We start from the raw sequence: 12174 nt of genomic DNA on the forward strand, positions 1-12174 counted from the left end.
GGTACGCAAATCGGCAAGGGCCCATTTAAGAAAAGGGCCCTTGCCGATAATAGTGCAAAATGGATGGGAAAAATTATGAAAGATGTACCCCTTTATCAACAAAAATTACTTCACCAATGATTCCACTTGAAAGTGGGCTAATTAAAAAGGCACACGCATTGCCGACTTCTTCAATCGTTACCCCAATATGATCGGGTGTACGATCTTCGGATAATTGAATCAATTTTTGATAATCGGTTACACCAGTCACAGCGAGTGTTTTAATCGCACCAGCAGAAATTGCGTTCACACGGATTTTTTGTGGAGATAATTCCGCTGCTAAATAACGTACAGCTGATTCTAAAGCCGCTTTCGCAATACCCATCATATTATAATTTGGCACAGCGCGATCTGCTCCTAAGTAAGTAAGCGTCACAATGCCGCTATTTTCTGCTAGGATTGGTTTTGCAGCTTTTGTGACTGCAATTAGGGAATAAGCACTGATATCTTGGGCTAAGGCATAGCCATCACGTGAAATTTCTGTTACGGCACCTTGTAAATCCTCTTTATTCGCATAAGCAACCGCATGGACGACACCATGGATTTCACCAGCATATTCTTTGATTTTCTCAAAAGCAGTATCGATACTTTCATCGCTTGCGACATCACATTCCACTAAAAATTCATTGCCTTCAAGTAAGCGTTCTAATGATTTTTTCATTCGCTCACTTTGGTAAGTATAAATCACTTCTGCTCCTTGGTCACGCAAAGCTTGCGCACATCCCCAGGCAATACTTCTTTTATTGGCAACACCCATTACGACAATTTTTTTTCCAGATAAGAAACTCATATTTCCACTCCTCATAAAATGAATAAATAATTTCACAAATTAGTATCATGATTTCTTATTATTAGATAAAATTGTTTGATTGTCAAACTAAATTTACTTTTTTTAATCTAAAGTTGCCAAATCCATTAAAATATGATACTTTGATTATCAAAGTAATATATTTTTAAAATTTTTGAAAAGAGGGAACAGCATGAAAAAATTTTTAACGGAAACGCAAGTAATGGATCTCATTCCCAATCGCTTTCCTATTATTTATATCGACTATGTAGACGAGATTGAATCAGGAAAAAAAATTATAGCAACTAAAAATGTGACGATTAATGAAGATTTCTTCCAAGGCCATTTTCCAGGAAACCCAGTGATGCCAGGTGCGCTAATTTTAGAAACACTCGCTCAAGCTGGATCAATTTTGATTTTAAAATCAGAAGAATTTTTAGGTCGGACTGCCTACATCGGAGCCATTAACCGGGCAAAGTTCCGTCAAAAAGTAGTCCCAGGAGATACAATGAAATTATCCTTTGAAATTATCAAAGTCAAGGGTTCGGTAGGAACAGCCGATGCCATCGCTACAGTCGAGGGTAAAGTCGTAGCGGAGTGTGAGTTTACATTCATCGTCGGGGAACAAAAACAAGCGAAGTAAAAAAATGGATAAATAAAAAAGCTACAAGTGCTGATATATCAACACTTGTAGCTTTTTTTCATTAGAACAACGATAGCTAATTTTTATTTTGGTGATTGCGAGTCTATGTAGACGATTGAGCGATCTTATTTTGCTTCTTGTAAGACTTTGGTGCTTTCAATTGTTACAGGATCAACAGGGGTTGAAACTTCGCTGCCGTTACTTGTTACTTCTGCTTGCGCAATTTTATCGACCACATCCATGCCTTCAATTACTTGTCCAAAGACGGTATAGTTGCCATCTAACGATTTAGCGCCACCATTTTTGTAGGCTTCGATAATTCTTTCAGGAGTGAATTGAATAGCCATGCCGTCTGATTGATCTTCAGTCCCTTGTACGATGAAGAATTGACTACCTTGACTATCTAGTGCTTGGGCGCGTGCCATCGATAACGCTCCTCTGATATGATACAGTTGGTTGGAAATTTCTACTTCAAAACCTTCACCCCAGATACTTTCACCGCCCATACCAGTACCTTCAGGATCACCGCCTTGAATCATAAAACCTTCAATGACGCGATGAAACGGCGTACCATCGTAGTAACCATCTTTTGCATGAGTGACAAAATTTTCCACAGCTTTTGGAGCGATTTCTGGGAATAGTTTTACCGTAATCACACCAGCAGTTGTTGTTAATTCAACGACACTTTCATTTTCTTTGATTTCAGTGTCTAGTTGTGGAAGTTCCAATTGACTTAAATCTTCTCTAGTTGATTCACTTGTTGAAGTTTCGCTAGAGGACGTAGAATCCGAATTATTAGTAGTGCATGCTGCAAGGGAAAGCGTTGTAAGAATTGTTGTTGAAAGTAAAATTAATCGTTTGTAGGTCATATTTATTTCGTTCCTTTCTCAGCTGAATCTGTTTCATCATATCAAATATCACTATCCTTGAGAAGTAGCTAAATATGAAAATACGATGACTTTTCTTTTTTATTAGGAAAATAGGGCGTAACAATCAGTAAAAGAGGGAAATAAGTTATAATATAGTTATTGAAAGTCTAGAATGATATTCGATCAAAACTTCCAACACACACTGGCAGTGAATAAAGGAGCAAAATGTAAAATGAATCAAATTATTGTGATTGTCGGCCCAAGCGGTAGTGGGAAAACCCATCTCTCTAAAGAATTAGCGTCCCATGGAATTCCAAAATGTATTACAGCCACGACTCGTTCACCGAGAGAATCAGAAGGCGAAGTCGATGGACGTGATTATTATTTTCTATCGAAATCAGCGTTTGAAGCGACGGATTTTATTGAAACAACGACGTACCATGGGAATTATTATGGATTACCCGTGAAAGAAGTAACAAAAAAATTAGAAGAAGCTGGCGTTATACACGTTGTGGTTGAAAAAAATGGGGCTAAAGCATTGAAAAAAGCCTTTCCTAATGAAACGAAAATTATTTTCTTACCAATTACAGAAGAACGGATGCGCACCAGGATGTTACAACGCGGTGATAGTCCGTTACAAGTTGAACAACGAATTATCCATGCAAAGGAAACCGGAGAATTTGAGCCACCTGAGCAAGTTGATTTCATTTATGATGTCTTTGGAAGCAGTCAATTGAGCGATATACTTGAATTTATTACTCAAAATAATTAATCACGCTTTTTTTGGTGAACTAACATTGAAAGGGGCTTCTTTCTTATGAGAATAGGATTTGAAGAAAGCCTCTTTTTTCATTAATCATGGACCCCAACTAATTGATTTGTTATAATTAAAGCGGTTTATTGATTACACATCACTTTAGGAGGATTTTATAACAATGGGGAAATTAGGGATTTCGATCTATCCAGAGCGTTCGACATATGAAAAGGATAAAGCGTACTTAGACTTAGCGCATCAGTATGGATTTAAACGAGTATTTACGAGTTTGTTACAAATTACAGAAGATAAAGAAAAAGTTTTAGCAGATTTTAAAAAGGTCGTCGATTATGCGAATGCCTTAAATATGGAAGTAATGGTAGATATTAATCCTGACTTGTTTGCTCAACTCGAGATTTCATACGACGATTTGTCTTTCTTTGATGAAATGGGCGCTTACGGAGTCCGTTTGGATTTAGGGTTTACTGGCGCGGAAGAAGCTCGCATGACACGTAATCCTTATAATATTAAAATCGAAATTAACATGAGCCAAGGAACAAGTTATGTTGATAATATTATGGCATACTCACCGAATACCGAAAATTTACTAGGGTCACATAATTTCTATCCGCATCGTTATACTGGACTAGAATATAATCACTTCGTGGCTTGTTCGGAAAAATTTAGAAAATACAATTTGAATACGATGGCTTTTGTGAATTCTCATGCCGCAACTTTCGGACCTTGGCCGACACAAGATGGTCTATGTTCTCTTGAAGACCACCGCGATTTAGCGATTGGGACACAAGTGAAGCATCTATTACTAACCGGTTTAATTGATGATATCTCAATTGGAAACGCTTATGCCTCTGAAGAAGAATTAAAAGCAATGGCAGAAGCCTTTTACTCGCCGTATCCTGCACTAAAAGTCGTGCCAGAAGCAAGCATCACTGAAAACGAGCGCATTTGTTTATTTGATAATCGCCATAGTTATCGTGGGGATCGTTCGGCTTACATGTTGCGTTCAACAATGACTCGTGTGATTTATAAAGACAAGGAATTTCCGCCTCACACGACGCGTGACATCGTAAGAGGAGACGTCTTAATCGATAATGTCGGCTACGGTCAATATAAAGGAGAAACACAGATTGCGCTTAAAGCAATGAAAAATGATGGGCGTGTTAATGTTGTCGGACACATTTCACCAGATGAGCAATTCTTATTAGATTATTTAAAACCTTGGTCGAGTTTTAAATTAGTTGAAGTCAAATAACATCATAAGAGGAGGAATGGTAAATCAACCGTTCCTCCTCTTATGATATTTTTTTGACAAAAAAAGGTTAACTAGGTTATTATTATGTAAACTAAACGGTCATTATCAATGAAATATCTGGTTTTCGTTACGAAATGATAGACAAACGGCCGATTGGTAGGTACAATAAATAAGACTTTTATGCTGGATAGTTAGTAGTAGATAGATAGGAGGACAAAATATGTCCATGTTTTTAGATCAAGTAACAATCGATGTTAAAGCCGGTAGCGGTGGCGACGGGATGGTGGCGTTTCGTCGCGAAAAATATGTTCCAAATGGTGGCCCAGCTGGGGGCGATGGTGGTAAAGGGGGATCCGTTGTTTTAGTTGTTGATGAGGGTTTACGAACCTTAATGGATTTTCGTTTTAATCGTCATTTCCGAGCAGATCCAGGAGAACACGGAATGAGTAAAAGTATGCACGGACGTGGGGCAGAAGATACGTACATTAAAGTCCCGCAAGGAACCACTGTTCGCGATGCTGAGACAGGTGCATTACTGGGAGACTTAATTGAGCACGGAGAAAGCTTAGTGATTGCCCAAGGTGGCCGTGGCGGACGAGGCAACACTCGTTTTGCATCACCAGCCAATCCTGCGCCTGAGTTAGCTGAAAATGGGGAACCAGGACAAGAACGTAAAATCGAATTAGAACTAAAAGTTTTAGCCGACGTTGGATTAGTTGGATTCCCTTCAGTTGGGAAATCGACGTTATTATCCGTGATTTCTTCTGCAAGACCTAAAATTGGTGCGTATCACTTCACAACGCTTGTACCAAACTTAGGAATGGTTCATATTCCAGATGGCCGCAGCTTTGTTGTGGCTGATTTACCCGGCTTAATTGAAGGCGCGTCACAAGGTGTTGGACTTGGAACGCAATTCTTACGTCATATTGAGCGAACGCGTGTCATCTTACATATGATTGATATGAGTGGGATGGAAGGTCGTGATCCATACGAAGATTACGTAGCGATTAATAATGAATTAAGAACGCATAACTTACGTTTATTAGAGCGACCGCAATTAATTGTGGCCAATAAAATGGATATGCCAGATGCGGAAGAGAATTTAAAAAAATTCAAAGAACAACTGGCAAAAGAGCAAGAGGATGAATTTGCGGAGCCAATTCCAGTGTTTCCGATTTCAGGGGTTTCTAGAAAAGGAATTGATGCTTTACTAAGTGCCACAGCTGACTGGTTGGAAGTGACACCGGAATTCCCTCTTTATGAAGAAGAAATCGATCAAGACGTTGTGGAATATAACTTTGTTGACGATGAACCGGAATTTACAATTGAGCGTCAACCGGATACTTCATGGGTTTTATATGGTGATAAATTAGAGAAACTCTTCAAAATGACGAACTTTGATCATGATGAAACGGCCATGCGTTTTGCCCGTCAATTACGCTCAATGGGTGTCGATGAAGCCTTACGAGCACGTGGAGCAAAAGATGGCGATATCGTTCGCATTGGAGAATTTGAATTCGAATTTGTTGAATAAAGCCGAAAGATTGGAGCGAAAGTTCCAATCTTTTTTGCTTTTTATAGTTAGTAAACATGTTCTTTTTTTCGTTTTATTGGTAAGATGAGAGTAACAGAAGAAAAGAGGGATGTCAGATGACTAAAAGAGTGATTGTGGTAAATTTTGAAGTAAGTTCTCAAGCGTACCAAGCATTTTCAAATGTCAAAAAAGCCCATATCGAACGGAAAATAAAAGGCGAGCAAATGGCTGTGGTGACGCATAAAAATGAAGGTACCCACCATTTTAAAGTAGAAGATTTTATCGATTTTACCGGAACAAACAAAACGTCACGTGGAGGAATGATTGGAATGCTTCTAGGAATTGTTGCAGGCCCGCTAGCGATGATGCTAGGTTGGTTCGGTGGCAGTATGATTGGGGCATCCCAAGACGCGCAGGAGATTAAGCGTGCTAATACGATTTTTGAATTACTTAGTCGCGAAATTGGCGAGGGCGATACCGGATTGATTGTGATTGCAGAAGAAGAAGACAATCGAGTGTTAAATCAATTATTAACGTATGATTTAGCGGGTCGGATTCATCGTTTTGATTATGAAGAAGTCGAAGCTGAACTAAAAACTGTTAAAGATATTGAGGAAACAACAAAAGAAAATGCTAAAAAAGTCTGGGAAGCGAATCATCCTGAGTAAGTAAATGAGTTGAAAATTAATAGAAAGTTAGGTTTATCTATGGAATTAGAATTTTTAGGAACAGGTGCGGGTGTTCCCGCTAAACACCGGAATGTTAGTAGTATTGCGTTAAAATTACTGGATGAATGCAATGCTGTTTGGCTGTTTGATTGTGGTGAAGGAACACAATTACAAATATTACGGACGACAATTCGACCACGCAAGATCGAGAAAATTTTTATTACTCATTTACATGGTGATCATATCTTCGGGTTACCTGGTTTGATTAGTAGTCGTTCATTTCAAGGTGGTTCAGACGCCTTAGAAATTTATGGTCCAAAAGGGATTCAAGAGTGGATTCAAACCTCGCTACGTTTGTCTAAAACACGTTTGAGTTATCCAATAAAATTTATTGAAATACAAGAAGATGGTTTGCTCTTTGAAGATAATCAGTTTCAAGTGTATTGTCAGAAATTAGAACACGGGATTGACAGTTACGGATATCGAGTGGTTGAAGCAGATCATGTGGGAGAATTACAAGTCGATCAGTTACAGGAATTAGGGATTAAACCGGGTCCGATCTTTGGTAAAATTAAACAAGGGCACCAAGTGACGTTAGACGATGGCCGTGTCATAGATGGTAAAAATTACATTGGCGAGTCAAAAAAAGGGCGAATTGTTACGATTTTAGGGGATACGAGGAAAACAAGCCAATCAATCGAGTTGGCACGTGATGCAGATGTTTTAGTCCATGAGAGTACATTCAATAAAAACGAAGCGAAATTAGCGCGTGCTTACTATCATTCAACAACGCATGATGCCGCCGAAGTTGCCAAAGCAGCTCAAGTCGACAAATTAATTTTAACGCATATCAGTGCGCGTTATTTAGGAAAAGACGTGGAAGAGCTTCAAAGTGAAGCAAAAGAAATTTTTGAAAACGTCTGGGTAGCAAAAGATTTCTATACGCTTGATATTCCCTTAAAGAAAAAGGAGGCTCTCTAGTATGAGATTAACGAACAAAATTGTACTCGTTACGGGTGGATCGACAGGTTTAGGTGAAGCAATTTGCTATGAAGCAGCGAAACAAGGGGCGATTGTCATTGTGAGCGCGCGTCGAATGGAATTAATTCAAAAAGTAAAAGACCGTTGCCAAGTACTGAGTCAAAAAGAAGCCTATGCTTTTCCAGTCGATCTAGAAAGTGCGGATAGTATAAAAACGCTTATCCAATCAATTAAAGAAACCGTTGGAGTGGTAGATATTGTTGTTAATAATGCCGGTTTTGGGATTTTTGAAGATTTTATTGATTTTGATTTGGAAAAAGCCCGAAAAATGTTTGAAGTCAATCTCTTTGGTATGATGTACTTAACACAAGCTTTAGCAATTGACATGTTACCGCATCAAAAGGGACATTTTATCAATATTGCTTCGATGGCCGGAAAAATGGCGACGCCTAAATCGACAGTCTATTCCGCAACAAAATATGCCGTGATTGGTTTCTCTAATGCCTTAAGATTAGAATTAAAACCGTTTAATATTTATGTCACAACTGTTAATCCTGGACCAATTCAAACGAATTTCTTTGATTTAGCCGATCCTACCGGGGATTATTTATCAACCATCAATCAATTTGTGTTGGATCCTCAAAAACTAGCCAAAGAAATCGTAAAAAGTATGAATACACCGAAACGTGAAATTAATCGTCCGCATATCATGTCGGCGGCTGCTCATTTTTATCAGTTATTTCCGCGCCTAGGAGATTATTTGGCCGGTGGAATCTTTAATAAAAAATAGGAGTGGTCAGAATGAAAAATCAGTGGCGATTATATCTAGGCTTATTTTTTACTTTTATGATGATTGTTTTTGCTATTTTGAATAATCAGACAGTCTCTATTAGTTTTGGTTTCACGACTTTCAGTGGTCCGCTTATTTTAGTCGTATTTGGTTCTGTCTTTATCGGTGCTTTGATTGTTTCTTTAATGGTCACGGGAAGTTATTGGCGACAAAATAAAGAAATAAAACAATTAAAAAAACAAATTACAGCATTAAAAGTGACAAATCAACAACAAGTACAGACACCGTTAGTAGATGATGTAACACATGATGGGCACTATCCGGAAGAATAACTTTTAAAGATTTATTATAAAAGAGCCTTCTCTGAAGAGAAGACTCTTCTTTTTTGTGAAGTGCTTTGTTATAATTGATAAGTTAGGAGTGATGAAGTGAAAGCAGCAAAATATGATTGGCAGATGCCAAAGATAGAGGAACCTACGCCTTCTTTTGTTGAAGCAAGCGAAGCGTATCAACTCTCTCCTGTTTTAGCACAATTACTATGGAATCGCGGAATAAAAACAAAGGAAGCTCTCCACCGATTCATCCAACCGGAAATGACGGATCTACATGATCCTTATTTACTTTACGATATGGAAAAAGTGATTGAGCGCCTGCATGAGGCGGTCATCGCAGAAGAGCATATCGTCATTTACGGGGATTACGATGCAGATGGGATTACGAGTACAACGGTTTTAAAAGAGGCATTAGAGTTAATCGGTGCCAATGTCGAAACCTATTTGCCAAATCGTTTTACCGATGGATATGGGCCAAATGTGGAACGTTATCAAGACCTCATCAAAAAGGGCGCTCAATTAATCGTAACAGTCGATAACGGTGTTTCAGGTCAAGAGGCAATTGCCTATGCGAACAGTCAAGGAGTTGACGTCATCGTGACCGATCACCATGAATTGCCGTCTGAGCTACCACAAGCTTATGGAATTATTCATCCGCGTCATCCAAAAGGGGCATATCCTTTTAAAGATCTAGCGGGAGTAGGCGTTGCTTTTAAGGTAGCATGCGCATTACTCGATGATATTCCCTTAGAATTACTTGATTTAGTTGCGATTGGAACGATTGCCGATATGGTTTCATTAACCGATGAAAATCGTGCAATGGTCATTTGGGGACTCCAACAAATCAAGCAAGGGGCGCGAATCGGCTTGAATGAGTTACTCCTCATTTGTGGAGAAAAAGTAAGTGAAGTCAATGAAGGAACGATTGGTTTTTCGATTGCCCCTCGCTTAAATGCGATTGGACGCTTAGGAGATCCTAATCCAGCAATTGATTTAATGACGACTTTTGATAAAAATCATGCACAAGAATTAGCGGAAGTGTTTAATCAATTAAATCAGCAACGAAAAGATTTAGTTGAAATTGCAACAAAAGAAGCGCTGCAACAAATCATGCCTGAAAATAAGATTCATCTTTTAGTCGGTGAAAATTGGCATGAAGGGATTTTAGGAATTGTCGCAGGACGTGTGATGCAAGAAACAGGACAGCCTGCAATTGCCTTAACGCATAAAGAAGACGGACTGCTGAAAGGCTCTGGACGAAGTACGGCTGCCTTAAATATGTTTGAGATGCTAGAAAAAAGTCGCGAGTTACTAGCGACTTTTGGGGGACACCATGCGGCTGTAGGATTAAGTTTGCTTAAAACGAATCTTCCACTCCTTCAAGAGGCAATCAATCACTATCTATTGGAGGAGCAAATTGATTTAACAAAAGGGCTTCCCTTGGCGATTGACGGCGAACTGGCGATTGAAACCGTTGATTTGTCACTGATCCAGTCCTTGCAACGACTGGCACCTTACGGGATGCATAATCCCATTCCGCAATTTGTCTTTAAGAATGTCTCAGTACGTGAGAGTCGCAGTATTGGTTCGGAACAGAAACACTTAAAGTTTGTGCTCGACAATGATAAGGGTCATCAAGTTGACGGTATCGGTTTTGGTTTCGGCCAAGATCAAAGTGAATTTGAGACGGAGAATATCCATTTAGTGGCTCAATTAACGATTAATGAATGGAACGGTCATACCATTCCGCAGTTAAGGCTACAAGATTATCAAGTGTCTACCATTCAAGTGTTCGATTTTAGAGGAAAAAAACACCACCAACAATTAGATTTTACCGAAAAGACCCTATTTGTTGCCTTTAGCAAAAAACTCTATAAAGTTTTTAAAGAAAAACAAAAGCATCCAGTCATTTATGTCGAAAACATAGAATCTTTTAAAGAACTTTACGTAAGCGAGCATTCTTGCTCTCAACTCGTCATCATTGATACGCCAGTCATTTTAGATTGGGTGAAAGAGATTATCCATGACACACAAATTTCACGCGTCTACATTCTTGGACTTTCTTCAGATGAGGCTTATTTAGAAGGGCTTGGTTCAAGAGAACAGTATGCGAAGCTATTTAAATTAATCAAAGGACAAGACCAACTCGATGTTCGACATAAGTTACCAGCGATGGCAAATTATACCGGAATACCGGTCCAATTATTAATCTTTATGATTCAAGTTTTTGTGGAATTAGAATTTGTTACGTTAGAAAATGGCCTTTTAAAAAATATTGATGAACCCGTTAAACGGGCGTTAACTGAGAGTGAAATCTATCAAGCGCGCCAAAGAAAAATTAAAAATGAGGAATTCTTATTACTTAGTGATCTCGCGATGATTAAGAATTGGATTTGTAATTAAACAGGAGGAAAAACATGAATTTAAAAAATTATATTGCAAGCATACCCAACTATCCATCGGAAGGAATTACTTTCCGAGATATTTCGCCACTAATGGCTGATGGAGATGCTTATCGTTATGCTACGAAACAAATTGTGGACTATGCGAAAGAAAAAAATATTGATATGGTAGTTGGACCCGAAGCTCGTGGCTTTATCGTGGGTTGTCCCGTAGCGTATGAATCGGGAGTAGGATTTGCGCCTGTCCGTAAACCTGGGAAATTACCTCGTAAAACAATTGAAGTTTCTTACGATTTAGAATACGGGTCGGATACGTTGACGATTCATGAAGATGCGATTAAACCAGGACAACGCGTTCTCTTGTGTGATGACTTATTAGCGACTGGTGGAACAGTCAAAGCAAGTATTGAATTAATTGAACGTTTAGGTGGAATCGTTGTCGGCTGTGCGTTCTTGATTGAGTTAACGGAACTAAAAGGTCGCGATAAGATTAAAGGTTACGATATTTTTGCATTAATGGATTATTAAAACAAAGATTCCGCTAGTGGCGCTCATGCACTGGCGGAATCTTTGTTATTATCGATAAGCATCTTCTGAATAGGAATAATCGCTCTCTGTTAAGAAATGCTCTTGTTGGTATTTCTTTTGACGTAGTCGTTGATCGTCCCACAAAATAAGCCATAAAATGAGTAATGGTCCTAAAATTAAAAAAGCGATTAAACTCCCAAAGTTCCCAATAATAATCCCGATGACTAAAACCCCAATTAAAAAACCAAAACGACGTACTGCTTTCATTTCGACTCACTCCTTATCTTATAGAACGTTTGTTCGTATCTTTATTATACGAATGTTTGTTCGCTTTGTAAAGAGGGAAAGTAAATAAAAAGAAAAAAGCGAAATATCATCGTATACGGATGATTGGTTTAAGATGGATACAAGGCGAATATGATGCAATCAAAATAAGCTATGACAAAAGTCACAGCCTACTTTGATTTTTACGAATCTTTGATTGATAAGCGAGTGATAAGAGTCTGCTCTTTCGGAACCGCCATATATTCGCGTAATTGAAAGAGCCAAGGGTTCAACTGTACCTCCAGTTTCT

13 protein-coding genes are annotated in these 12174 nt (G+C 38.7%); 10 read left to right on the forward strand and 3 right to left on the reverse strand.

Going from position 1 to position 12174, the window contains the following annotated elements:
• Window positions 1–73 precede the first annotated feature (73 nt).
• Complete coding sequence (fabI, locus tag RU93_RS01150) at window positions 74–829, reverse strand: enoyl-ACP reductase FabI (protein ID WP_071873777.1); 756 nt, start codon at window positions 827–829, stop codon at window positions 74–76.
• 190 nt (window positions 830–1019) lie between these two features.
• Between fabI and fabZ the strand changes: the two genes are divergently transcribed.
• A complete protein-coding gene (fabZ, locus tag RU93_RS01155; RefSeq protein ID WP_071873778.1) occupies window positions 1020–1469 on the forward strand; it encodes a 3-hydroxyacyl-ACP dehydratase FabZ in 450 nt (149 codons plus the stop codon).
• A gap of 125 nt (window positions 1470–1594) precedes the next feature.
• Here fabZ and RU93_RS01160 read toward each other — a convergent pair whose 3' ends face one another.
• Complete coding sequence (locus RU93_RS01160) at window positions 1595–2338, reverse strand: peptidylprolyl isomerase (protein ID WP_071873779.1); 744 nt, start codon at window positions 2336–2338, stop codon at window positions 1595–1597.
• Between the two features lie 172 nt (window positions 2339–2510).
• Between RU93_RS01160 and RU93_RS01165 the strand changes: the two genes are divergently transcribed.
• The 9 genes from RU93_RS01165 (at window position 2511) to RU93_RS01205 (ending at window position 11600) form a co-directional block, all read left to right on the forward strand.
• The gene (locus tag RU93_RS01165) at window positions 2511–3110 is read left to right on the forward strand and encodes a guanylate kinase (protein ID WP_084131091.1); all 600 of its coding nucleotides are present in this window, start codon (window positions 2511–2513) and stop codon (window positions 3108–3110) included.
• 163 nt (window positions 3111–3273) lie between these two features.
• Window positions 3274–4365, forward strand: a complete 1092-nt coding sequence (locus tag RU93_RS01170) for a DUF871 domain-containing protein (RefSeq protein WP_071873781.1) — start codon at window positions 3274–3276, stop codon at window positions 4363–4365.
• Between the two features lie 220 nt (window positions 4366–4585).
• Window positions 4586–5899, forward strand: a complete 1314-nt coding sequence (gene obgE, locus RU93_RS01175) for a GTPase ObgE (protein ID WP_071873782.1) — start codon at window positions 4586–4588, stop codon at window positions 5897–5899.
• Between the two features lie 116 nt (window positions 5900–6015).
• The gene (locus tag RU93_RS01180) at window positions 6016–6567 is read left to right on the forward strand and encodes a DUF1269 domain-containing protein (protein WP_071873783.1); all 552 of its coding nucleotides are present in this window, start codon (window positions 6016–6018) and stop codon (window positions 6565–6567) included.
• A gap of 39 nt (window positions 6568–6606) precedes the next feature.
• A complete protein-coding gene (rnz, locus tag RU93_RS01185) occupies window positions 6607–7548 on the forward strand; it encodes a ribonuclease Z (RefSeq protein WP_071873784.1) in 942 nt (313 codons plus the stop codon).
• A 1-nt stretch (window position 7549) separates the two neighbouring features.
• Window positions 7550–8338: an SDR family NAD(P)-dependent oxidoreductase gene (locus tag RU93_RS01190; protein ID WP_071873785.1), complete on the forward strand. Its 789-nt coding sequence runs from the start codon at window positions 7550–7552 to the stop codon at window positions 8336–8338.
• Between the two features lie 11 nt (window positions 8339–8349).
• Complete coding sequence (locus tag RU93_RS01195; RefSeq protein ID WP_071873786.1) at window positions 8350–8670, forward strand: LapA family protein; 321 nt, start codon at window positions 8350–8352, stop codon at window positions 8668–8670.
• 96 nt (window positions 8671–8766) lie between these two features.
• Window positions 8767–11073 carry a single-stranded-DNA-specific exonuclease RecJ gene (gene recJ, locus RU93_RS01200; RefSeq protein ID WP_071873787.1) on the forward strand — a complete coding sequence of 769 codons (2307 nt, stop codon included), beginning with the start codon at window positions 8767–8769 and terminating at the stop codon, window positions 11071–11073.
• A gap of 14 nt (window positions 11074–11087) precedes the next feature.
• Window positions 11088–11600, forward strand: a complete 513-nt coding sequence (locus RU93_RS01205; RefSeq protein ID WP_071873788.1) for an adenine phosphoribosyltransferase — start codon at window positions 11088–11090, stop codon at window positions 11598–11600.
• Between the two features lie 48 nt (window positions 11601–11648).
• Here the strand turns inward: RU93_RS01205 and RU93_RS01210 are convergent, their stop codons facing one another.
• Window positions 11649–11867: a hypothetical protein gene (locus RU93_RS01210; protein WP_071873789.1), complete on the reverse strand. Its 219-nt coding sequence runs from the start codon at window positions 11865–11867 to the stop codon at window positions 11649–11651.
• Window positions 11868–12174: the final 307 nt, after the last annotated feature.

Origin of the sequence: Enterococcus aquimarinus, assembly GCF_001885765.1 — a bacterium.
In the GTDB taxonomy this organism is placed as follows: domain Bacteria; phylum Bacillota; class Bacilli; order Lactobacillales; family Enterococcaceae; genus Enterococcus_I; species Enterococcus_I aquimarinus.

What these genes read in the sequence shown, in the direction of transcription:
- RU93_RS01160 (WP_071873779.1), bottom strand. Translation starts at nt 2,338, where the DNA reads ATGACCTACAAACGATTAATTTTACTTTCAACAACAATTCTTACAACG.
- rnz (WP_071873784.1), top strand. Translation starts at nt 6,607, where the DNA reads ATGGAATTAGAATTTTTAGGAACAGGTGCGGGTGTTCCCGCTAAACAC.
- fabI (WP_071873777.1), bottom strand. Translation starts at nt 829, where the DNA reads ATGAGTTTCTTATCTGGAAAAAAAATTGTCGTAATGGGTGTTGCCAAT.
- RU93_RS01165 (WP_084131091.1), top strand. Translation starts at nt 2,511, where the DNA reads ATGATATTCGATCAAAACTTCCAACACACACTGGCAGTGAATAAAGGA.
- RU93_RS01195 (WP_071873786.1), top strand. Translation starts at nt 8,350, where the DNA reads ATGAAAAATCAGTGGCGATTATATCTAGGCTTATTTTTTACTTTTATG.
- RU93_RS01210 (WP_071873789.1), bottom strand. Translation starts at nt 11,867, where the DNA reads ATGAAAGCAGTACGTCGTTTTGGTTTTTTAATTGGGGTTTTAGTCATC.
- obgE (WP_071873782.1), top strand. Translation starts at nt 4,586, where the DNA reads ATGTCCATGTTTTTAGATCAAGTAACAATCGATGTTAAAGCCGGTAGC.
- RU93_RS01170 (WP_071873781.1), top strand. Translation starts at nt 3,274, where the DNA reads ATGGGGAAATTAGGGATTTCGATCTATCCAGAGCGTTCGACATATGAA.
- RU93_RS01205 (WP_071873788.1), top strand. Translation starts at nt 11,088, where the DNA reads ATGAATTTAAAAAATTATATTGCAAGCATACCCAACTATCCATCGGAA.
- RU93_RS01190 (WP_071873785.1), top strand. Translation starts at nt 7,550, where the DNA reads ATGAGATTAACGAACAAAATTGTACTCGTTACGGGTGGATCGACAGGT.
- fabZ (WP_071873778.1), top strand. Translation starts at nt 1,020, where the DNA reads ATGAAAAAATTTTTAACGGAAACGCAAGTAATGGATCTCATTCCCAAT.
- RU93_RS01180 (WP_071873783.1), top strand. Translation starts at nt 6,016, where the DNA reads ATGACTAAAAGAGTGATTGTGGTAAATTTTGAAGTAAGTTCTCAAGCG.